Origin of the sequence: Formosa sejongensis (assembly GCF_033447105.1) — a bacterium.
Lineage (GTDB): Bacteria > Bacteroidota > Bacteroidia > Flavobacteriales > Flavobacteriaceae > Formosa.
In genome coordinates, this window is record NZ_JAWQUN010000013.1 from 88,060 (window position 1) to 110,486 (window position 22,427).

The 22,427-nt window shown below is 33.5% G+C and carries 18 protein-coding genes; 7 read left to right on the forward strand and 11 right to left on the reverse strand.

All coding sequences use genetic code 11. The annotated features are described in order from the left end of the window. Positions 1-97: 97 nt before the first annotated feature. From R6X41_RS13025 to R6X41_RS13035, 3 genes are all read left to right on the forward strand, one after another. Positions 98-1,648 carry an FMN-binding glutamate synthase family protein gene (locus R6X41_RS13025; protein WP_318500777.1) on the forward strand — a complete coding sequence of 517 codons (1,551 nt, stop codon included), beginning with the start codon at positions 98-100 and terminating at the stop codon, positions 1,646-1,648. 82 nt (positions 1,649-1,730) lie between these two features. Next, complete coding sequence (locus tag R6X41_RS13030; RefSeq protein WP_318500778.1) at positions 1,731-2,252, forward strand: DUF7935 family protein; 522 nt, start codon at positions 1,731-1,733, stop codon at positions 2,250-2,252. A 66-nt stretch (positions 2,253-2,318) separates the two neighbouring features. After that, positions 2,319-2,654 (forward strand): avidin-fold protein, encoded by a 336-nt coding sequence (locus R6X41_RS13035; protein WP_318500779.1) that lies wholly within the window; start codon positions 2,319-2,321, stop codon positions 2,652-2,654. Positions 2,655-2,804: 150 nt separating this feature from the next. Here R6X41_RS13035 and R6X41_RS13040 read toward each other — a convergent pair whose 3' ends face one another. The 4 genes from R6X41_RS13040 to R6X41_RS13055 form a co-directional block, all read right to left on the reverse strand. Then, entirely contained in the window at positions 2,805-3,041 is a 237-nt protein-coding gene (locus tag R6X41_RS13040) for a DUF1059 domain-containing protein (RefSeq protein WP_318500780.1), read from the reverse strand. A 145-nt stretch (positions 3,042-3,186) separates the two neighbouring features. Continuing rightward, positions 3,187-4,113: a patatin-like phospholipase family protein gene (locus R6X41_RS13045; RefSeq protein ID WP_318500781.1), complete on the reverse strand. Its 927-nt coding sequence runs from the start codon at positions 4,111-4,113 to the stop codon at positions 3,187-3,189. Further along, a complete protein-coding gene (locus R6X41_RS13050) occupies positions 4,110-5,015 on the reverse strand; it encodes a patatin-like phospholipase family protein (protein WP_318500782.1) in 906 nt (301 codons plus the stop codon). The genes R6X41_RS13045 and R6X41_RS13050 overlap by 4 nt, the downstream gene beginning before the upstream one ends. Positions 5,016-5,038: 23 nt before the next feature. Next, entirely contained in the window at positions 5,039-7,027 is a 1,989-nt protein-coding gene (locus tag R6X41_RS13055) for a M1 family metallopeptidase (protein WP_318500783.1), read from the reverse strand. A gap of 82 nt (positions 7,028-7,109) precedes the next feature. On the opposite strand from R6X41_RS13055, the gene R6X41_RS13060 reads away from it, so the two are divergent. After that, positions 7,110-9,647 (forward strand): DUF559 domain-containing protein, encoded by a 2,538-nt coding sequence (locus R6X41_RS13060; RefSeq protein WP_318500784.1) that lies wholly within the window; start codon positions 7,110-7,112, stop codon positions 9,645-9,647. Between the two features lies 1 nt (position 9,648). Here the strand turns inward: R6X41_RS13060 and R6X41_RS13065 are convergent, their stop codons facing one another. After that, a complete protein-coding gene (locus R6X41_RS13065) occupies positions 9,649-10,863 on the reverse strand; it encodes a peroxiredoxin family protein (RefSeq protein WP_318500785.1) in 1,215 nt (404 codons plus the stop codon). Positions 10,864-10,983: 120 nt separating this feature from the next. Between R6X41_RS13065 and pheT the strand changes: the two genes are divergently transcribed. Next, positions 10,984-13,410 (forward strand): phenylalanine--tRNA ligase subunit beta, encoded by a 2,427-nt coding sequence (gene pheT / locus R6X41_RS13070; RefSeq protein WP_318500786.1) that lies wholly within the window; start codon positions 10,984-10,986, stop codon positions 13,408-13,410. A gap of 72 nt (positions 13,411-13,482) precedes the next feature. On the opposite strand, the gene R6X41_RS13075 is transcribed toward pheT, so the two are convergent. Both R6X41_RS13075 and R6X41_RS13080 read right to left on the reverse strand, forming a co-directional pair. After that, positions 13,483-13,674 (reverse strand): cold-shock protein, encoded by a 192-nt coding sequence (locus R6X41_RS13075; RefSeq protein WP_318500787.1) that lies wholly within the window; start codon positions 13,672-13,674, stop codon positions 13,483-13,485. Positions 13,675-13,864: 190 nt separating this feature from the next. After that, the gene (locus R6X41_RS13080) at positions 13,865-14,056 is read right to left on the reverse strand and encodes a cold-shock protein (RefSeq protein WP_038528380.1); all 192 of its coding nucleotides are present in this window, start codon (positions 14,054-14,056) and stop codon (positions 13,865-13,867) included. 180 nt (positions 14,057-14,236) lie between these two features. On the opposite strand from R6X41_RS13080, the gene R6X41_RS13085 reads away from it, so the two are divergent. Continuing rightward, positions 14,237-14,473 (forward strand): putative signal transducing protein, encoded by a 237-nt coding sequence (locus tag R6X41_RS13085; protein WP_318500788.1) that lies wholly within the window; start codon positions 14,237-14,239, stop codon positions 14,471-14,473. A gap of 48 nt (positions 14,474-14,521) precedes the next feature. On the opposite strand, the gene R6X41_RS13090 is transcribed toward R6X41_RS13085, so the two are convergent. Continuing rightward, entirely contained in the window at positions 14,522-16,141 is a 1,620-nt protein-coding gene (locus R6X41_RS13090; protein ID WP_318500789.1) for an ABC-F family ATP-binding cassette domain-containing protein, read from the reverse strand. 164 nt (positions 16,142-16,305) lie between these two features. On the opposite strand from R6X41_RS13090, the gene R6X41_RS13095 reads away from it, so the two are divergent. Continuing rightward, on the forward strand, positions 16,306-17,724 hold the full coding sequence (locus R6X41_RS13095; protein ID WP_318500790.1) for a TlpA family protein disulfide reductase: 1,419 nt from the start codon (positions 16,306-16,308) through the stop codon (positions 17,722-17,724). A gap of 149 nt (positions 17,725-17,873) precedes the next feature. Here the strand turns inward: R6X41_RS13095 and R6X41_RS13100 are convergent, their stop codons facing one another. From R6X41_RS13100 to R6X41_RS13110, 3 genes are all read right to left on the reverse strand, one after another. Then, positions 17,874-18,449: a helix-turn-helix domain-containing protein gene (locus tag R6X41_RS13100; protein WP_318500791.1), complete on the reverse strand. Its 576-nt coding sequence runs from the start codon at positions 18,447-18,449 to the stop codon at positions 17,874-17,876. Positions 18,450-18,714: 265 nt separating this feature from the next. Then, positions 18,715-20,112, reverse strand: a complete 1,398-nt coding sequence (locus R6X41_RS13105; RefSeq protein ID WP_318500792.1) for a sulfatase — start codon at positions 20,110-20,112, stop codon at positions 18,715-18,717. A 5-nt stretch (positions 20,113-20,117) separates the two neighbouring features. Beyond that, on the reverse strand, positions 20,118-22,049 hold the full coding sequence (locus R6X41_RS13110; RefSeq protein ID WP_318500793.1) for a glycoside hydrolase family 97 protein: 1,932 nt from the start codon (positions 22,047-22,049) through the stop codon (positions 20,118-20,120). Positions 22,050-22,427 lie beyond the last annotated feature (378 nt).

Genomic DNA, 22,427 nt, shown 5'->3' on the forward strand with positions numbered 1-22,427 from the left:
AATCAAAACATTCTATTTTAATAGAAAAAAGCACTAAATTATGTTATTCCTTTATTTTAAATATATTTACTCCTGAAATATAAAAAAAACGTGGTTTATGGCTTTAAGTGATGTTAGTTGGTGGGTTTGGATTATTTTAATCCTTGTAATTGTAGCTATTCGAGATGTGTTCGTTCAAAAAAAACATACCATTAGTCATAATTTCCCTATTGTTGGTCATTTAAGGTACCTTTTAGAAAGTATTGGTCCAGAAATGCGTCAGTATTTCGTTGCTAGTAATCGCGAAGAATTACCTTTTAATCGTATAGAACGTGGCTGGATTTATGCATCGGCAAAAAATGAAAATAATTACGAAGGTTTTGGTACCGATCGGGATATTTATGCCATTCAGCATATCTTTATTAATAATGCCATGTTTCCTTTTAAGCCTGAATTAACACACCCAAATGTAGTTGATAAAACGTTTTTACCATGCGCTAAAGTTATAGGTGCGCACAACAACAGACAAAAGCCTTTTAGACCAGGTTCTATTATTAACGTATCAGCAATGAGTTTCGGCTCACTTTCTGCTAAAGCCATAGAATCTTTAAATAAAGGTGTCCAAATTGCGGGTGCTTATCACAATACTGGCGAAGGTGGTTTATCTCCTTATCATAGTAACGGTGGTGATGTTGTTTTCCAAATTGGAACGGGTTATTTTGGAATTCGCGACGATGATGGAAATTTTTCTAAAGAGAAATTAATCGCTTTGGTTGAAGCAAATCCGTTTATAAGAGCGATAGAAATTAAATTATCTCAAGGTGCAAAACCTGGAAAAGGAGGCGTTTTACCTGCTGCTAAAATTACTCAAGAAATTTCTGATATTAGACACGTCCCACTAGGAAGAGATGTAATTTCTCCACCAAGTCATTCTGTTTTTAACGACATTCCAGGACTTATGGTATTTATTGAAGATATCGCAGAAGCTACAGGATTACCTGTCGGAATTAAAGCCGCAATTGGAAAACTAGACCAATGGGGAGAACTTGCAGATATAATGTTAACTACCGGAAAAGGGCCAGATTTTATAACTGTCGATGGTGGCGAAGGTGGTACCGGAGCTGCTCCTCCAAGTTTTGCCGACCACGTATCTTTACCTTGGGTTTACGGTTTTAGCGATTTATACAAGTTATTTTTAAAACGCGGACTTACAGAGCGTATTGTGTTTATTGCAAGCGGTAGATTAGGATTTCCTGCCAAAGCAGCAATGGCTTTTGCTATGGGTGCAGATTGTATAAATGTTGCCAGAGAGGCCATGATGAGTGTGGGTTGTATTCAGGCGCAAGTTTGCCATACCAACCGCTGCCCTAGTGGTGTTGCAACGCAAAGTAAATGGTTACAAAACGGTATAGATCCGACTTTAAAATCGCAACGTTTGGCACAATATTTTAAAACCTTTAGAAAAGAATTCATCGAAATTACACATGCTGCCGGATACGAGCATCCTTGTGAATTTAAAATGAGTGATGTTAATATTAATGTAGACGATAAAAACTTATCTACAGAATTAAATAAAACCTATAAATACGATAAAGCGATTGTTGAATTTACGAGTATGCAAAATTTAAAAGATTGTCCTCATTTAGGTGGAAAAATCTCTCAGTCTTAAATATCATTTTTAAAATATTGCAAACACTTTACGTTTTGTAGTAACAGAAAAAGCTAGTAAATTTGCTTTAAACCCCATACGGATGAACCCAGATTCTATAATCAATCTATTTTTATATACTATACCTGCAGTTGTAACAGGTTTAATCGCTTTTTATTTTTTTAAAGAACATACCAAAAACGAAGATGGTCGTAGACGTTTTCTTTTAAAAAAAGAACTCCAGGTAAATGCTATGCCTTTGCGTTTACAAGCATACGAACGTATGGCTTTGTTCTTAGAACGCATATCGCCTTCAAAATTGTTAATTCGTGTGCAGCCAATGACAGCAAATAAAGAAGATTATGAATTGTTACTTATAAACAATATTGAACAAGAATTCGAACATAATTTATCGCAACAAATTTATATTAGCGACGACTGTTGGAGTATTATAACTGCGGCAAAAAACGCGACCATTCAATTGGTTAGAAAAGCCGCTATGTTAGAAAAAACAGATTCCGCAAACAAACTTCGAGAAATAGTACTATCTGAAATGATGGAAAAACGTGCCCCTAGCGATGCTGCTTTATCTTTTATAAAAGAGGAGGTTAGTGATATGTGGTAGGATTTGAAGCGTTTTTTTTACTTAGAAACAAAACTACCAATCACATTAAATTACCGTTTTATAAGAATGAATTACAATAATAAAAAATTCAGACCCGTAGAAAATTCCGAAAATGGGGAAACGACTGCTGAAACTATTTTTGAATACAAGCAAAACGGAAACGTTCTAACCTCGGAATATAGCGGCGGAAAAATTGTTAGCGGACATTTAATAGGCTTAGTTAATGATTATGGAGCCATTGAAATGCGCTACCATCAAGTGAATACTAAAGGCGAACTAATGACTGGTGTTTGTACTTCGAAACCAGAATTATTTACAAACGGAAAAATCCGACTTTACGAAGAATGGCAATGGACATCTGGAAATAAATCTAAAGGCAAATCGGTTTTGGAGGAGATATGATACCATCGTTTATATACAAGGAAATTGCGTGTTTGTATGCGAAAATTTTCCAAAATAAAATTAGCAGTATCAGACAAAGCAACATACCTTTTTTAAGGTAAAATCAGCAATTTCTCAAATACCATGTTGACAGTAGTACTTTTCCTACTACTAATGAGTTGATAGATTATCAAACTCATTTCTTTTATTTTCAAACCATTCTTTCATTGTTTCAGGTGATTTCATTAATTCACTCATTTCTTTCATTGCTTTTAAATGAGGTTCATCACCTTTTTTAAACATTTCCATTGCGTGTTTTTTACTCAAATCTGCCATTTCTTCAAAAGTATTCGCAGTAAACTTTTTTTCACACGCACCTCCTAATTGTTCACAAGTCATTGTTTTCATAATTATATATTTTAATTTACACAATTCAGTTTTACAAACCTTTCATAATCTCATTTTTTCTTGTTTGGAAAAGATTTCTAAATTACTAATTCACATTAAATTCATGATTTTCTGAACGTCACTCTCGTAGTGTTGCTAATATATATTAAGCATTACTTTTTTTTTTAATTTCAACCAAAGAAGACGTACCATTAAAATTTTTATTTTCTGCATATTCATAGCCTTGTTTCCACCATTTTTCCATTAAAGGTTTACTAAAAATCAAAGAGTTTTCTGTAAGCTGTGTTGGTGTATAATATAAATTCAATTTTACATTTTTCTGAATCGCTGCCAGTTTTCCAATAACAATATCGTGACGTTCTACTTGGTCTAAAACATGTCCAAACAAATTCAGCATTAAAGAAAAAGGATTTTTCCCCAACACCTTATTGTGTTTCATTTGTTCAGATTCTAAAATAACAGCATCAATCTCTGTCGCTCCGCGATTTATAGCTTCCTGAATAGGCACAACACACGAAAAACCACCGTCGGCATATTCATAACCATCTACAGTTGCAATAGACATAAACGGAACATAATTACACGAAATCCATATCCAATTACAAAACTCTTCATGTGTAAAATCGTGTATAGATTTATATTCCACCTTACTTTTAGACAAGTTTGTTACCGTGACAACAACATCTTCTTTTGTTTGTTTTATAAGGTTGAATTCTTCTAAAGTGAAATTCTTTTTAATATTCCGCTTAAGCGATTTACTCTCTCCAAACGTACGTTTACGCTTAATAAACTGAAGTAACGAACTCATAAAATTGATAGATACATATTCACGATCTCCTTTTTTATGTTGTACAAACGGACTCACACTAAAAATATCGCGCTGTGAGACATTGGTATACAATTTATATAATTTTTTTAAATCGCCAGTTGCCAAATGCGGTATAAGCATACTTCCAGTCGATGTTCCCAAATACATGTCGTATTCGCGTTTTTTACGTTCTATTAAATACTGCGCGACACCGCCAGCAAAGGCTCCTTTACTTCCGCCTCCGGAAATTACTAATGCTCTCATCTATCTTCTAATTGGCTAATCTCTTCATTTTTATATTTCGCGAAATCAAATCCGCTTTGCCACCAAGTGGTCATTTTGTCTTTATTAAATATCAACGAATTTGTCGTTAAAACTGTGGGTGTGTAGTAAAAATTAATAATCGCATTTGAATTTCTTGCAACCTGCTTCCCTATTTTTATATTCTGACTTTCAATACGGTCTAGCATAAATGCAAACATATTGGTAAGTAACGAAAATGCATTTAACGATGGCATCCGATTTAACTGCGTAACCTCTGTCTGCAAAATAATAGTATCTACAATAGTAGCTCCTCTTTTTATCGCTTCCTCGATGGGTACCATAGACCCCAAACCACCATCTGCATATTCGCATCCGTTTTTTTGAACCAAGCTCATAAACGGCGTATAATTACACGAAATCCAAATCCATTCGCAAAATTCATGATAGTCGAAATCTTTAATCGATTTATATTCCACTTGATTAATTGATAAATTTGAAACTGTAACAACCACATCTACTGCGCTGTGTTTCAAATCAAAAAACTCAGCCTCACTGAGCACTTCTTTAATCAACTTTTTTAGATTGAGACTCTCTCCAAATGTTTTACTCCCGTTTAAAATATTACGCAACACATTAACATGATTTATACTAATAGTTTCAATGCCTTTCTTCCGTTTTATTAAAAACGGACAACTATTAAAAATATCATCTTGAGTGACACTTGTGTAAATTTCTTTGATTTTTTCGACCTTTTTTAATGCCAGATGGGACGCCAATAAACTTCCAGTCGAAGTGCCTATTATAATATCGTATTCGTGTTTTTTATGCTCTATAAGATATTGAGCCACGCCACCAGCAAAGGCGCCTTTACTACCTCCTCCAGAAATTACGAGTGCTCTCATGGTATTATTTTTGGTTGTTGAAGTTAATTTAATAACGGTTTATATTTCGGGTTTTCTTCTAAGGACGCCAACAATTGCTTGGCATGTTTGCTTAACCTCCAATTGTGATGATGCGTCGCTTGCATTATATTTGTTATTGATTCTTCATTATACAACTGAAGCGCATCTACATAATTAAATGCAAGTTCACGAACTTCAAAATCATATTCTGGTCCTGTATAACTTACCAATTCATTTAAGTATAATGCATTATTTTCAGATTCAAATTCTGGAGTCGACAATGCTAAAACCAACCATAATTGCCTAATATTTTTCGATTTAAAACCTACATACCCTCTAGTATGGATTAAATAACCAGACCGGCTTTCAGGAAAATTAGACCATAGATTATACAATGCAATTTCTTGTGTTTGATATGAAGCATCATCTAAAAACGTTTCATAAGTTGGTTTTAATTCTAAAGGAATTTTTGTTAATACCTGTGCTACTGTTTGTCTTACTTCTAAACCGTTTTCAAGTATAACAGCTTCTGTGATTAACCCTGGATTCTTTTTAATGATTTCTTGTTTATCAAAATAAAACTTAGAAGAATCTATCAAAAAACTAATATCATTTTCTGACAAGCACTCTATTTCCTCGATGTATTTCAAATAAAAACTCATTTCATCTTTCGGATTATTCAGAATAGAATCTATAGGAAAATCAACGGTATCTAACCACAATTCAAAAAAGCCATCCAAATTTTTTCCGCTTACTGCTTCTGCTTCTTTTATAAAATCATCGCTTACTACATTCTTAAACTTATACTTCTCTAAATACTGCTTTACAGCTGCTTTAAACGCCTTATCTCCTATTTCCACACGCAAAGCATGCAACAACCAAGCACCTTTTTTATAAAACGTCGTGCTGCTCGATTTCGGATCTAACAACGTTGTACTTTGTCCGCTCTTATCTTGTGCTACTAACTCTACAGCATATTCATATAATCGCATTTTATAATAATCGTTTCCAAAAATGTCACGTTCTGCCAACAGCGCATAATACGTCGCAAAACCTTCTTGTAACCAATGGTCTGTGCCCGAAGTTTCTGTTACCAAATCGCCAAACCATTGATGTGCCAATTCGTGTGCATTTACATTTACATAATTTCTATCTATAAAACCAATTTCATCTACCATATAACTATCAGAAAAAATAGTTGCACTCGTATTTTCCATGCCAGCATATAAAAAATCGGCTACAGGAATTTGTTTATAGTTTTCCCAAGGATACTGTAACCCTATTTCTGTTTCTAAAAAATTAAAAATGGCTTCGCTGTATCTATAAGTCGGTTCTATTTTAAGAGAATCTTCAGGATAGTAATACAATTGTAAAGCAACACCGCTTTTAGAACATAGGATTTTCTGGTCGTAATTACCTGCAGCAATGGCAAACAAATAATTACTCATAGGATTTACAGACACATAATGCCAAGCGGTTAAAGAATCTGTTATTGTCTTTTCCATTAACTCACCATTCGCAACTACTTCATAATCTTTAGGAAAATTCACTGTAAGGTCTAGACTTGTTTTCTCGTTCATATCGTCAAAACTCGGAATCCAATTACTTGTATATTTCCCTTGTCCTTGTGTCCATACTTGAGCTCTTCCTCCATATTCCCAACCTACAAAATACATGGCTTTTTTAGGATTTGCGATATATTGTAGCGTTAATCTATTGTTATCGCTTCGTTTAAACGGAACCTCCAACCAAAGCTTTTTTCCATCGTATTTAAATGCAATTTCGCGTTTATTTAGCATCACTTTAGAGATTTCCATTTGCTGGGCATCAATAAAAACTGAATCTGTTGGGTGTAGGACATCGAAAACATAAGAAACTTGGCCTGAAATTTCTTTCTGAATTGGGTTAATAGTCACGTTAGCTGTAATCGACTTAAAATCAACAACCTCAATTTGTTGCCCTAACAATAAACTACTAAATAGTCCTAGAAAAACGTATAATAAATGCTTCATATATTAAATATAGCAAAGGTTTTAGTAAAATTGATAAAATTTAAGGTTTTATGTTTCAAGTATAAGAATTATCTTCGTTTTTATGAATTCCAAGCTTCAGACTCCAATAGATTACTTAAAAGGTGTCGGTCCAAATCGTGCCGATTTACTTAGAAAAGAACTTGGCATACACACCTACCAAGATTTAATTAATTTATTTCCAAACCGGTATTTAGACCGCACACAGTACTATAAAATTGCTCAATTACAGCGTAATAATGCCGATGTGCAGATTATTGGTCGCGTTACTGGCCTTAAAGAAGTGTCTCAAGGCAAAGGAAAGCGCTTGGTCGCATCGTTTAAAGATGATAGTGGAGCTATGGAATTAGTATGGTTTCGTGGCGCTAAATGGCTAAAAGAAAATATAAAGCTAAACACAGATTATGTGGTTTTTGGAAAAACCAACGCGTTTGGAAACACGTTTAGCATGCCGCATCCTGAAATGGAATTGCTAGAAGAACATGAAAAGAATCTACGTTCTGCTATGCAACCTGTTTACCCTTCTACCGAAAAATTATCGAATAAAGGAATTACAAATCGTGTGATTAGTAAAATCATGCAGCAGTTATTTCTTGAAACTCATGGTAAATTTGAAGAAACTTTATCTCAAGATTTATTATCTGAATTAAAACTAGTCTCCAAATCTGAAGCGCTTTTTAACGTCCACTTTCCTAAAAATTTAGAGCTATTATCACGGGCACAATTCCGATTGAAATTTGAAGAATTATTCTACATTCAATTGCAATTAATCCTGAAAAATTTAATCCATAAATCAAAAATTAAAGGGTTCCATTTCGATCAAGTTGGAGAACACTTTAATACCTTTTTTAAAAACCATTTACCATTTGATTTAACCAACGCACAGAAACGAGTTATTAAAGAAATTCGCGCCGATTTAGGTAGTAATGCGCAAATGAATCGCCTTTTACAAGGCGATGTGGGTTCTGGGAAGACCATAGTCGCACTCATGTCAATGTTAATCGCACTTGACAACGGTTTCCAAGCGTGCTTAATGGCACCGACTGAAATTTTGTCAGTACAGCACTTTAACGGATTAAACGACTTATGCAAAGAACTAAATATCAGCATAAAACTATTAACAGGCTCAACCAAAACTTCAGATAGACGAATTATACACGAGGCTTTAGAAAATGGAGAATTAGACATATTAATTGGCACACATGCACTGCTTGAGGACAAGGTTAAATTCAAGAATTTAGGGCTCGCTATTATAGACGAACAGCACCGTTTTGGAGTTGCACAACGCAGTAAATTATGGCATAAAGGAGGCCCTCCTCAATCCTCCCATTTAGAGGAAGCAAAAGCGGTACACAAAAAACACATGACGGCACATCCTTCTGCTTATAAATTACTTAAAGAATTAAAGGAAAACAAGAAGGAAAATAGTACCGAAGCAGAACAGATTTTATGGGAATCTTTAGGTGGTAAAAAGCTAGATAAAAAATTTAGGAGACAACATATTGTAGATGAGTTTGTAGTCGACTTTATTTGTATTGAAAAAAATTTAATCATTGAAGTCGATGGTAGTCATCACAATACTACAGAACAAAAAGAAGCAGATAACTTACGCACCGAAATACTTAACGATTTAGGATATAAAGTTATTAGATATACAGATGAGGACATTATTGATGATATTGAAAACGTAATAATTAAAATTGAAAACGTATTAAAAAGTCTTCCTTCTGGGGAGATTAGAGGAGCTGTACCTCCACACGTGTTAGTAATGACAGCAACACCCATTCCGAGAACATTAGCAATGTCTGTTTATGGCGATTTAGACATCTCCGTAATCGATGAATTACCACCTGGAAGACGTCCTATAAAAACAGTTCACCGATTCGATTCTAACCGTTTAAAAGTATTGCGATTTATAAGAGATGAAATAGACAAAGGGCGCCAAGTTTATATTGTTTATCCGTTAATTCAGGAAAGCGAAAACATGGATTATAAAGATTTAATGGATGGTTACGAAGGGATTTCTAGGGATTTCCCTGCACCAAAATATCAAATTTCTATAGTACATGGAAAAATGAAACCTGCCGATAAAGAATTTGAAATGCAACGCTTTATAAAAGGTGAAACGCAAATTATGGTTGCCACTACCGTTATTGAAGTTGGTGTAAACGTACCAAATGCCTCTGTAATGATTGTTGAAAGTGCCGAACGGTTTGGATTATCTCAGCTCCACCAATTACGTGGTCGTGTTGGTCGTGGTGCCGAACAGAGTTTTTGTATTTTAATGACGAGTCATAAACTGAGTAGCGACAGTAAAACACGTTTAGAGACTATGGTAAGAACTAGTGATGGTTTTGAAATAGCCGAAGTCGATTTACGTTTACGTGGCCCTGGAGATATTATGGGCACACAACAAAGTGGTATTTTAAACTTAAAAATTGCCGATATTATTAAAGATAACGACATTTTAAAATTAGCACGTTTTCATGCTATAAAAATTTTAAAAGACGATCCTAGACTTGTTAAAGACCAGCATCGTCCTATTCTATCTACATACCAACAATTAGCCAAATACAAGAATATCTGGAATTATATTAGTTAAACTATTCATTTTGTAATTCTACAATAAACGACTCAAATTCAGATTTATACTCATCGTACAAAGCGCCTGTTGCTGGCCCGTTAAATCCAGTATGAATCTTTCTTACTTTTCCTTTCTTATCGATATAAATTGCCGTTGGATAGGATAAGATATGATTTAACATTGGTAATTTTTCCTGAGCAGCTTCCTTATCTGTAGATCCGTATTGCGCCAATAAAATAGGATAAGGAATTCCTAATCTCGATTTTAAACGTTCAATATTTTGAAAAGCTTTGGCTTCAGTTTTAGAATATTCGAAAGCAAGACCAATAAACGCTATGTCTTCAGATTTATTTGATTTTAAGTATTCAACAAAATATTTACTTTCATCTAAACAGTTCGGACACCAAGTTCCCATTAGTTGTACAACCACGACTTTATCTTTAAATTGCTCGTCTGACAAAGACACCATTTTCCCAGAATGATCTGGAAAAGTAAAAGCTAAAGCATCGAATCCTGGGTTTAAAAAAGTTAAAGAATCAGCATCTGCTAATTCAAATTCAGCATTACGTTTTGCAATAAATGGCTCTTTATAATGGTTTCCAGAATAAAACGTTCCAGACAGTGTACTATCGTTTACTTGGGCAGTGAACATAAAAGCATGAGCGCCATCAAAAGCAGAAAGCTTCATCGTATTACCTTCTATAGAACCTTCTAAATAACGATAATCACCAGTAGTTGTTCTAAATGTACCTGTAACGGTATTTCCTTCCTGCTTGAATATTCCTTTAGATTTATATAAATCTTCTGGACTATCAGGACTAAATGTCGTTTCCCAATTACCTTCTACATTAACATCGGCATCCTTTGAAGTCTCAAAACGACTCGGATTACCAAACACAGCTTTAAATGGTACAGAGCGTTTTAATTCTTCTATAACAAAAAGCCCTTCAATGGTATTAGCATCAACTATTTTAGCCTTAATATAACCTTCAAAAACAGGAGGTTTAATAGTTATACTATCATTACTATAACTAATCTCATCTACCTTAATATGTTCTTCAGCATTAAAAATGGTTAATAATGTATCATTTATCACTTCAAAATTAAAAGGTAACATCTCATTATCTTGAGTTTCCAATGTCCCTCGCCACATACCTTTCTTTAATTTCTCAGGTTTAGAATGTTCACAATTAAATAGTAAGACAGCAGTAAACAGTAATAAAAAATAACGCATAAAATAAAGTTTTAAAAAGTAATCGAAGAAACATCAAATTCCTTACAATAAAAAACATTTTACAATTTTATAGACGTTGAACTATTACTATCTTTGCGCTTTTAAGAAAACACGCTTTACATGAAGATTTCATACAATTGGTTAAAACAATTTATTAAAACCGACTGGTCTGCCGAACAAACCGGAGAACTTTTAACCGACCTTGGTTTAGAGGTTGAAGGCATAGATACTTTTCAATCTGTAAAAGGAGGGCTAGAAGGCATTGTAGTTGGAGAAGTACTAACTTGTATACAACACCCGAATGCTGACAGATTAAATGTAACAACAGTAAATATTGGAACAGAATTTCCTTTACAAATTGTTTGTGGTGCACCTAATGTTGCCGCTGGACAAAAGGTTCCTGTTGCTACAATTGGGACAACTTTATATACTGAAACAGGTGAAGCTTGGAGTATAAAAAAGGGTAAAATTAGAGGTGAAGAAAGTTTTGGAATGATATGCGCTGAAGATGAACTTGGTTTAGGTAAATCTCACGACGGTATTATGATTTTAAACGTCGATTTAAAAGTAGGAACGCCTGTTGCTGAAATTTTTGAAGTTGAAAATGATTTGGTTTTCGAAATTGGCTTAACACCTAACCGTGCAGATGCCATGAGTCACTATGGAACAGCCCGCGACTTAAGAGCTGGATTGCTACAAAAAGAAATTCATGCAGAATTAATCACACCTTCTGTAAGTGCTTTTCACGTAAATAACAGATCGTTTCGTGTCGATGTCGATGTTCAAAATAAAGAATTAGCACCGCGTTATTGTGGTGTTAGCATTTCAGGAATTAAAGTAGGAGAATCTCCTAAATGGTTACAAAACCGTCTTAAAGCGATTGGATTAACACCCAAAAACAATATTGTTGATGCTACAAATTATGTGCTTCACGATTTAGGACAACCGTTACATGCATTCGATTTTAATAAAATTTCTGGTCAAAAAGTCATTGTAAAAACCGTCGAAGCTGGAACAAAGTTTACGACTTTAGATGGCATTGAACGTACATTACACCAAGATGATTTAATGATCTGCGATGCAGAAAAACCAATGTGTATTGCTGGTGTATTCGGAGGCGAACAATCTGGAGTTACAGAAAACACAACTAATATATTCTTAGAAAGTGCTTATTTTAACCCTGTGAGTGTTAGAAAAACAGCAAAACGCTACGGATTAAACACAGATGCTTCTTTTAGATTTGAAAGAGGAATCGATCCTAATTTATGTGAGTATGCATTAAAACGTGCTGCTTTGCTTATTGTAGAGCTTGCTGGTGGAGAAATTTCTAGTGAAATAGAAGATTCTTACAGTAATAAAATAGAAGATTTCCAAGTACGCTTAAGTTTCGATAATGCAAAACGCCTTATTGGAGAAGAAATCCCTAAAGATATTATTAAGCGTATTTTAATGTCTTTAGACATAAAGATAAACAACGTTACAGAAACGGGATTAGGCTTAACTATTCCTGCTTACAGAAACGATGTACAACGTGAAGCTGATGTAATTGAAGAAATCCTACGTGTTTACGGTTACAACAACGTAAAAACCACAGAAAAGTTAAATGCATCTATTTCTAATTCGTCTCGTTTTGAAGATCATAAAATTCAAAATACCATTGGAAATCAATTAGCAGCACAAGGTTTTTACGAAATCATGGCCAACTCATTAACATCGCCTGATTACGTTAATTTAAGTGAGCAATTAAAAACAGAACACAATATTGGCATGCTAAACCCTTTAAGTAACGATTTATCTGTATTAAGACAGTCGTTATTATTTTCTGGTTTAGAAGCTGTATCTCACAATATAAACAGAAGACGTCCAAATTTAAAATTCTTTGAATTTGGCAAAACCTATCATCAGTTTAACGAAAACCGTGAAGAGTTTAAACATTTATCACTTTTTATTACTGGAAATAAATCTTTAGAAACATGGAATTCAGCAGCAACTAAAGGCGATTTCTTCTATATGAAAGGTATTATAAACACTGTTTTAGAACGTTTAGGTTTATCTAGATACAAGAGCTCTCCTATTTCGAACGATATCTTTAGTGAAGGTTTACAATTGGGGTTAGGAAAAACAAAACTCGTAGAGTTTGGTATAATTAAATCTAGCATTTTAAAGCATTTTGATATCTCTCAGGAAGTGTTATTTGCAGATTTTAATTGGGATGCTATTATTGATTTAGTAAAACATAATAAAACAAAGTATTCTGAAATTGCTAAACACCCAGAAGTGCGTCGTGATTTTGCTTTACTATTAGATGAACAAGTAACTTTTGAAGAGATTTTTACAATTGCAAAACAATCTGAAAAGCAACTTTTAAAAGATATAAACTTGTTTGACGTATACCAAGGTAAAAACTTACCTGAAGGCAAAAAGAGCTATGCAGTGAGCTTTATTTTACAAGATGAGCAAAAGACACTTACCGATAAGCAAATCGACAAGATCATGTCTAAATTACAATCTAACTTTGAAAACAAATTAGGTGCAGAATTGAGATAGAAACTCAAAATATAACACATGAAAAAAGCCTGCAATTGCAGGCTTTTTTGTGTCAAAAATTAAAGAATAAATTTAAATTACTTTTACGTTTATTGCGTTTAATCCTTTTTTTCCTTCTTTTAATTCAAATTCAACTGTATCTCCTTCTTCGATTCTGTCAATTAAGCCAGAAACATGAACGAAATATTCGTTGCTTGAACCATCTTCTGTTACAAATCCAAATCCTTTAGATTCGTTGAAGAATTTTACTGTTCCGTTTTTCACTGTGTCTAAAAATAATATTAATAATAGTAACAAAATTAAGATTATTAAGCACTTATCAAAGTAATTGTAAGAGTTTATTTTTATAAGATTTAGTTTTCTCTATTCTGAACAAAAAACTATTAAACAAATAAAACCCCATCAATAAATTGATGGGGTTAAAGATCTTAAAAAGTATATACTACTGAAAGTATTAGATTACTTTTACATTTACTGCGTTTAATCCTTTTTTACCTTCTTGTAAATCGAATTCTACTGCATCACCTTCACGAATTTCATCGATTAATCCAGAGATGTGTACAAAATGTTCTTTGTTTGTGTCGTCTTCAATAATGAATCCAAATCCTTTAGAGTCGTTAAAGAATTTTACTGTTCCTTTGTTCATTGTAAAATATTAAATAATTATAATTACAACAAATGTAAGGTTATAAATTAGATAAACTCCTACTTTTTTATTTTTATTTTAAAAAAAATTCATTATTCGATTTTAGAGTCTTATTTCAAATGTTTTTTCAATATTATTTAAAAGGTTGTATCTTTAATAATAACTAAATTCTCATCAACTATGGAAGATTCAAATTATATAAAAGTGTTTACAGGAAGTTTCCTTATTATACAGCTTATTGTTGAGCAACTAGATGCTGTTGGCATAAATGCTATTGTTAAGGACGAAAGTGAATCTGGCAGATTGGCCGGATTTGGTGCCTCTATTCAAGGTCAGCAGGAGCTCTATATTAATAAAGAGGAAGAAGAAACAGCTGTAAAAATTATTGAAGCTGTAACTTCTAATTTAGACGCATAAAAAAACCCTGACGAATCAGGGTTTTTATAAATCAGCTACTATTATATTCTAAACAGCGTACATTTTGTTACGCTGTTCTTTTGTTTTTGAGTCAGACATATACTCATCGAACGTTGTATAACGATCTATAATACCGGTTGGTGTTAATTCTATCACACGGTTTGCTAAGGTTTGCGCAAATTCGTGATCATGTGTAGAAAACAATACCGTTCCTTTAAAGTTCTTTAAAGAGTTATTAAAGGCTGTAATGCTCTCTAAATCTAAATGGTTTGTTGGTTCGTCTAACATTAATACATTAGCTCTTACCATCATCATACGGCTTAACATACAACGTACTTTCTCTCCTCCGGATAACACATTCGATGTTTTTAAGGCCTCTTCACCACTAAAAATCATTTTCCCTAAAAATCCACGAACATATACTTCCTCGCGTTCTTCTTCTGATGTTGCCCATTGGCGTAACCAATCGACTAAACTTAAATTGTTATTAAAAAAAGAACTGTTATCTAAAGGTAAATATGATTGAGAGGTTGTAACACCCCAATCAAACGATCCTGAATCGGCTTGTACTTTTTTATTTAAAATTTGATAGAATGCTGTAGTTGCTCTAGAATCTTTAGAATATACTACAACTTTATCTCCTTTATTTAAATTGAAATTGATATTTTTAAACAACACTTCTCCGTCTAAAGTCGCTGATAAATTTTCGACATTCAAAATCTGATCTCCAGCTTCTCTATCACGCTCGAAAATAATTGCAGGATAACGTCTACTAGTACGTCTAATATCCTCAATATTTAATTTATCAATCATCTTCTTTCTACTTGTTGCTTGTTTACTTTTTGCAACGTTGGCAGAAAAACGACGAATAAATTCTTCAAGTTCTTTCTTCTTTTCTTCAGCTTTTTTGTTTTGCTGTGCATGTTGTCTCGCTGCTAATTGAGACGACTCGTACCAGAATGTATAGTTACCTGAGTAATGGTTAATTTTAGCAAAATCGATATCAGAAATATGTGTACAAACAGCATCTAGGAAGTGACGGTCGTGAGAGACTACAATCACACAGTTATCAAAATTAGCAATAAAATGTTCTAACCACGTAATGGTTTCGTAATCCAAGTCGTTGGTAGGTTCATCCATGATTAACACATCTGGATTTCCAAAAAGCGCTTGTGCTAATAACACACGTACTTTTTGCTTACCATCTAGATCTTTCATTAGCGTGTAATGATAGTCTTCATTAATCCCTAAGTTAGATAATAAAGCAGCTGCGTCGCTATCTGCATTCCATCCATTCATTTCTTCAAACTTCACTTGAAGTTCTCCAATTTTTTCAGCATTTTCATCTGTATAATCCGCATAAAGGGCATCTATTTCTGTTTTAATTTTAAACAGTGGTTTATTCCCTATTATTACGGTTTCCAAAACGGTATGTTCGTCGTATAAGTTGTGGTTTTGTTCTAAAACCGACATACGCTTACCTGACTCTAAATGTACACGACCAGAGGTTGGATCTTGTTTGCCTGCTATAATATTTAGAAAAGTAGATTTCCCAGCACCATTTGCACCAATAATTCCGTAGCAATTACCTTGATTAAAAACTGTACTTACTTCATCAAAAAGCACTCGCTTTCCAAATTGCACGGAAAGATTTGAAACTGATAACATATATGTAATTTTAATTTCTGCAAAAGTAGAAAAATTACATTCATTACACGAAGGAAATAACATCTTAATAAGATTTAACAAGCTATTAACAGCGCAAGTTGACTGCATCGCATATTTTTGTTTCTAACAATCTTATTTGGATTTAATTAAGAGCGCCCTTATTTATGAAGCACCTTTACCTAATTATTTTATTTTCTGTTTGTTTTACTGCATGTAAAAACAACTCTAATCACGATGGAGATTCTTGTGCTTTTTTAGGAGGAGAAATAATAAATCCAAGTAGCAACTATGTGGTTATTTTACAGGATAACAATGTATTAGACACTGTAAACCTAGACCAAAACAATAGGTTTTTATTTAAAATTAACCCTGTAAATCCAGGTCTATATACGTTTTCTCATGGTGGAGAAATTCAAATGATATTTCTTGAACCTAACGACAGTATTATCTTTAGACTGAATAATTTAGATTTCGATGAATCTCTAGTTTTTACTGGTCGTGGTGCTAAAGAAAACAATTACTTGATTAATATGTTCTTGAAAAATGAACAAATCAACAATAAAATTTTAAAATTTAGCCAAACTACTCCTGAGATATTCAAACACAAAGTAGATTCTATTCAAGAGATTTTTCAAAATAATTTAGATGACTTTGAAACGAAATACGATACATCTCCCCTATTCAATAAAATTGCACAATCCAATATTGATTATAACTTTTATGCCCAAAAAGAACTTTATCCGTTTACATTTTACGGTAATACAGAATTAAAAAACTTAGAATCCTTACCCGATGATTTTTATGATTATCGCTCTAAAATTGATTATAACAACGAGGCTTTAAAAGATTACTTTCCGTATTTTACTTTTTTAAAGTATCATTTCAATAATATCGCGCTTCAAAAGCACTTTAAACATTCTAACGATAGTATATTCAATAATAAGTCTTTGGAATATAATTTGGATAAAATTCAATTAATAGACAGTTTGGTATCCAATGATTCTATAAAAAATTCACTCCTAAATTTCGCTGCATTAAGGTATATTAACTCTTCAAACCATATTGAAGATTATTCGCCGTACATGGAATCTTATCTTGAAAAGAGTACTTCTTCACAAAACAACAATCAGGTTAGCGCCCTTGTAGAGTCGTTAAAAAAACTAAGACCTGGTAAAAATTTGCCTAACACTTTAGTGACTAACGATAAAAATGAAGAACTTTATTTGACTGATTTTATTAAACGCCCAACAGTGATTTATTTTTGGTCGTTCAGTTTAAAAAATCATTTTTTAGACAGTCATAAAAAAGTACAAGAATTAATGAAAAAGTATCCTGAGGTTGATTTTATCGCATTGAATATTGATAAAGACGATGTGAATTGGGTTAATTATTTAAACCAATATCAGTATCCGCTTAAAAATGAATACCATTTTAAAAATCCTGAAATATCAAGACAAATTCTAGCCTTAAATTCAATTAACAGAGTGATGCTTGTTAATAAAAACAGGACTATTTTAAATAGCAATACGAATATGTTTTCTAAAGATTTTGAAGAACAATTATTAGGCATGTTAAATCAATAAATCCTTAATAGCATTTAACTATATTTTTAAAACTTAGTTTTTGTTAAGCATTTTCACCTCTAGTATTTCAATCTATTAAGCTCTCACAATATTTCCATTATTAACTACAGCTATAAGCATAACTGTAGTTTTAGGCATTCTCACGTCAGTTATCTTATCACATTAATTAAATTCGGATAAAAGTTTCCCGTTTTTCCTTTTTTAATTTTAATGGCAAAAATAATTGGCAATAAAATGTTTATGAAATAAAGTACAAACCAAGCGTATAAGGAAAGGATTAAATTACCTGGCCCAATTTCGAAATGCATAATGCGAAGAAATACACCTATAAGTAATGTCGTACACGCAAAAAAAGTCCAAACCATTTGAAAATTTAAAAGGTTTGCTCCAATGTCTTTGAGTCCTATTATTTTATCTTTCTTGGTCATCCATAAAATAAAAGGGAGAATAATGTTTCCCATTGGAATAATTAACCCCACTAAAACCGACAAGTGAAAGTAAATTAAAAAGCTTTTGTCTGTTTGCTTTCCATAGTCAAGAAGATCTTCAGCGTTTAAATCTAAAACTTCGCAAATTAAATGCAATGTTTTTCCTCTGGGTTCATTTTCATTATTTTCAATCCGTTGGATTGTTCTTAAATTGATTTTTGCAGCGTCTGCTAATTCTTCTTGAGAGAGTCCTTTTTTCTTTCTAACGTCTCTAATTTTCTTTCCAATTTCGTTCATAAGTAATTCAGTTTATTTTTTGACAAAATTAGATATGAAACGATCAATTTGGTAACGGTTTAAATACGGCATTTTTACGACATTAATGTCTATCATTGCTATTGTTGAGTTTTTGTAGCTATTAAATAGTATTATCGCTGTGTTTTTTTAATTGAATAAGACTACCGCTATTTAGGTTGAAATTTTCATTCAATATCAATTGTCAGCAATATAATTAAACGCACTAAACATAGATCGTTTTTAGTTACTCTTAAAATAAAAAACATCACTGATTTAACTCTGGCATTTCAGCATCAACTGCTTTCTGCCATGCTTTTAATTCTGAAGCCAACAGCTTCGCTTTTTCAGGATAAGTATCTATTACATTTTGTGACTCGCCAATATTCTCTTTAAGATTGTATAAATATTCTTCTTGAGTTTCAAATTCATAGATATATTTCCAATCCCCTTTTCTAATTGCTGCTCCCATAGACAATCCCTCATTACGGTGATGTGGAAAATGCCAATACAAGGCACGATCTAAATCTGTAGTTTGCTGTGTTAACACAGGCCATAAACTCTGCCCTTCTAACTGCGTTTGCTCTGAAACGCTACCGCCTGCTAATTCTAGAAATGTCGGAAAGAAATCAATACTCGTTACGGGTGAAGAACTTACAGATCCCGCTTCTATTTTCTTTGGATAACTAATAATTAATGGCACGCGTATTCCTCCTTCAAGCAAGGTTCCTTTTTTTCCTTTTAAAGGCGCATTTCCCCAAAGTCCACCATTGTCTGAGTAAAATATTATCATGGTGTTCTGTAAAATCCCAAGTGAGTCTAATGTATTTATGACTTTACCTACATTCTCATCTAACTTTTCAATCATGGCGAGATAGGTGTCCCCATCATGTTTTTCTTTAAAATCTTTTGGAGCGGTTAAAGGTGTGTGAACGGTGTAGGTTGCTAAATTCAAGAAAAAAGGTTTGTCCTTATTCGCTTCTATAAAGTTCACAGCTTCGTCTCCTAATCTATCGGTAAGATACTCTCCGTTTTCACCATCTGTTAATGTTCCGTTTTTATAAGGTGAAAAATAACTTTTTGGCTGTCCATAGGCACATCCACCAATATTCACATCAAAACCATATTGGTCTGGATTGTATAACGGATTTACAATACCATCTTCAGTATAAATAGAGCCTTCTCCTCCCAAATGCCACTTACCAATATATCCTGTGGCGTATCCTTCTGCCTTTAAAACTTGAGCAATCGTGATTTCGTCTTGTGGTAAATGATCAAGAAAATAGGCCTCTTTTAAAAACTTACCTTTATTTCTCTTCTCCAAATACTCTTTCATGCTAACCCCGGGAATATGACAAGTCATTTTTAAAGTAGCTGGCGACTTTCCTGTAACTAAACTAGCACGTGTGGGCGAACATACAGGAGCTGATGCATAGGCATCTGTAAATAACATTCCTGTTTGTACGAGATGATCTATATTAGGTGTAACCATACCTTTTTTATGCTTCATATACCCCACATCTGAATACCCTAAATCATCGACAACAATAAATACAATGTTTGGTTTTCCTGAAATGGAAGGTTCTTGTAAAGGCATTGCTTTAAGCGCATTCACAGACCACAATAACATTAAAAACAAGCCTATATTACTAAGTAATTTATTCATAGCATTTAGTTTTGAGCAGGTCTAATCCACATACAATGGCCACCTCCAAGAGCCATTTTAGCTTTAACTACATCTCCCTTTTTAACAAAATCTTCTCGAATCTGGTAGGCTTCTGGATTTGTAACGCCGTCTGTTTTATCTGTATCTTCATAATATGTAACTGCATAATTCTGATCCGCGTCTAGAAAATCTAAAGTAATATCAAGCGTACCGCCTTTGCTATGTACTGAACCAATATACCAATCTTGGTTGTGTCGTCTTGCTGTAGAAATATAATCATCCATTTTGGCATGTAACACTTTACTTTCATCCCATTCCCCTACAGGCATTTTTTTAATAAATTCGAATAAATCCTGTTTTGCCGCATAGGCTTCTGGTGCATCTGGGATACACACTAATCCGCTAAAAACAATTAACGTTCTGGCCACCTCTGCTGTAGCTGTGGTGACTAATGAATTTAAAACTTTTGGTCCTTTTTCTCTTAACCCTGCATTAACGCCGGTAATATCAAAAATACCGTTATTCATATCTAGTGGCCCTTGAATGGCATTTATAAGAGCCATTCTAATAAAAGATTCTGGTGTAAATGCCCGTCTGGAATCTTGTTGAGCATGACAATACTCTCTGGTAATCGCATTAGGAAAGGTTCTTGATATTCCTGTAAAAGGCACCGGACTATCATGAAAATCGATTAACAATTCACTCTCTGCACTCATGCGAATCGCATCGGCAGAGAAAGATACATTTTTCCCCATAAACCCATATTTTATACCACTCATTCCTAACGATCTGTAATATGGAAACAAGGCTTCGTCTCCATAAACACCTTTAATCCTGTCGTAATACAAAATTAAGGATACTCCTTTATTTTTAGCGTATTCCGATACTTTTTCCAGATCTAATTTATCCGACATTTCAATATGACCTTCACTCACATCGGTATACCAAGAATCGTCTATAAGAAAATATTCTATGCCATTTTCTGAAGCAAAATCTATAAATCGGTAATAACTTTCGTTATCGATACCATAGGTAAATCCATCTTCAGCTTTATATCCATGTACACGCCAATCCCACATTGTTTTCCCAGGTTTTATCCAACTCGGGTCTTTTATTTTATTAGGTGCTGCTACATTTAAGGAGATCGTATTCGTCACTAAATCGCCTATATTATTTTCTATTAAAATGAGTCGCCAAGGCGTAACTAATGTATTTGCTTCTAACTCAAACACACTATTTGAAATTAGCATATCGCGTTCTTCATTGTAATTAAATGTAATCACACCAAAACCTGGAGCGCTTGCTAAATCCGATTCCAACAGCGCTATAAATGGCTGATCAGGATTTTCTACAACCACTGGCATGTTTAGTCTTGGTAACGGTATACCATCTGTTGTTGATGGAAACAAATTTATAGGCCCTAATGGTTTTGTTTCCCCTGATGGTGAATATAATCCAGAGGTTTTAGGTAGGTCGTACGCACTAAAAAAGGCAGGTTTTACTGCTGTAGAAAGGTCTGTAAGTACAAATCTAAAAGCAACACCATTATTATAAGCACGGATGTATAAATTAGCCGGTGTGCCCTCATAATCTAAAGCTACTTCCATTTCGTTATAATGATTTTCAATCTGACTAAATTGTCCCCAAACAGGTTCCCATTTGGTCTTAACCTCAGTAATACTTGTCTTTAAAACAGTCACTTTTTTATCTTGAAGTATAGACACTTCAGAATTAGTAATAAGAACCTCCCCTTCCCAATTCACACTATATTTTAGCAATTGATTAGCATCATTTAAATTAATTTGTAATTGCTGATCAGGTGATGTAAATGTTAATTTATCTGCTTCAGTTGAACAACTAAATACACTGAACATTACTATAAACGCTCCTAAAAAGGAGTTGATTCTTCTAAAATTTATTACCTCAGTTTCAAACATAAAAATAGTATTAAATACGTATTACAAAAAAAACAATAATTGATGAGCTCAAATTCATGATAAACGCCCGTCACCTTAAACTGGTTTCTGAGTCTCATGATTCCAAATGTTAAACGAGCGGAGTCGAGATATGGTATCAAAGGCTTTCGACTCCGCTCAAGCCCCCTATAAACATGATGAAATTCTGAAATCGAAGATTCAATGAAATTAAACAAGTTTAGTATGACGTCAAAAAGCACAACCCCGCACTAAATTAACTGAACCACTATGGACTACAAGTCCATAGGTTCGGGCTCGTGACTGAAAGTCACCCCATGATCATTTCTCAATTATAAAATTTGTGATATTCCCATCGTCCGGTCTACGATGATGCTCCAA

Bases quoted from the DNA above. Each gene is read 5' to 3' on its own strand.
- R6X41_RS13040 (WP_318500780.1), bottom strand. From the start codon at position 3,041: ATGAAAACAATGACTTGTGAACAATTAGGAGGTGCGTGTGAAAAAAAG.
- R6X41_RS13105 (WP_318500792.1), bottom strand. From the start codon at position 20,112: ATGAATAAATTACTTAGTAATATAGGCTTGTTTTTAATGTTATTGTGG.
- R6X41_RS13085 (WP_318500788.1), top strand. From the start codon at position 14,237: ATGGAAGATTCAAATTATATAAAAGTGTTTACAGGAAGTTTCCTTATT.
- R6X41_RS13060 (WP_318500784.1), top strand. From the start codon at position 7,110: ATGAATTCCAAGCTTCAGACTCCAATAGATTACTTAAAAGGTGTCGGT.
- R6X41_RS13055 (WP_318500783.1), bottom strand. From the start codon at position 7,027: ATGAAGCATTTATTATACGTTTTTCTAGGACTATTTAGTAGTTTATTG.
- R6X41_RS13045 (WP_318500781.1), bottom strand. From the start codon at position 4,113: ATGAGAGCATTAGTAATTTCCGGAGGCGGAAGTAAAGGAGCCTTTGCT.
- R6X41_RS13030 (WP_318500778.1), top strand. From the start codon at position 1,731: ATGAACCCAGATTCTATAATCAATCTATTTTTATATACTATACCTGCA.
- R6X41_RS13025 (WP_318500777.1), top strand. From the start codon at position 98: ATGGCTTTAAGTGATGTTAGTTGGTGGGTTTGGATTATTTTAATCCTT.
- R6X41_RS13095 (WP_318500790.1), top strand. From the start codon at position 16,306: ATGAAGCACCTTTACCTAATTATTTTATTTTCTGTTTGTTTTACTGCA.
- R6X41_RS13080 (WP_038528380.1), bottom strand. From the start codon at position 14,056: ATGAACAAAGGAACAGTAAAATTCTTTAACGACTCTAAAGGATTTGGA.
- R6X41_RS13090 (WP_318500789.1), bottom strand. From the start codon at position 16,141: ATGTTATCAGTTTCAAATCTTTCCGTGCAATTTGGAAAGCGAGTGCTT.
- R6X41_RS13065 (WP_318500785.1), bottom strand. From the start codon at position 10,863: ATGCGTTATTTTTTATTACTGTTTACTGCTGTCTTACTATTTAATTGT.
- R6X41_RS13110 (WP_318500793.1), bottom strand. From the start codon at position 22,049: ATGTTTGAAACTGAGGTAATAAATTTTAGAAGAATCAACTCCTTTTTA.
- R6X41_RS13050 (WP_318500782.1), bottom strand. From the start codon at position 5,015: ATGAGAGCACTCGTAATTTCTGGAGGAGGTAGTAAAGGCGCCTTTGCT.
- R6X41_RS13035 (WP_318500779.1), top strand. From the start codon at position 2,319: ATGAATTACAATAATAAAAAATTCAGACCCGTAGAAAATTCCGAAAAT.
- pheT (WP_318500786.1), top strand. From the start codon at position 10,984: ATGAAGATTTCATACAATTGGTTAAAACAATTTATTAAAACCGACTGG.
- R6X41_RS13100 (WP_318500791.1), bottom strand. From the start codon at position 18,449: ATGAACGAAATTGGAAAGAAAATTAGAGACGTTAGAAAGAAAAAAGGA.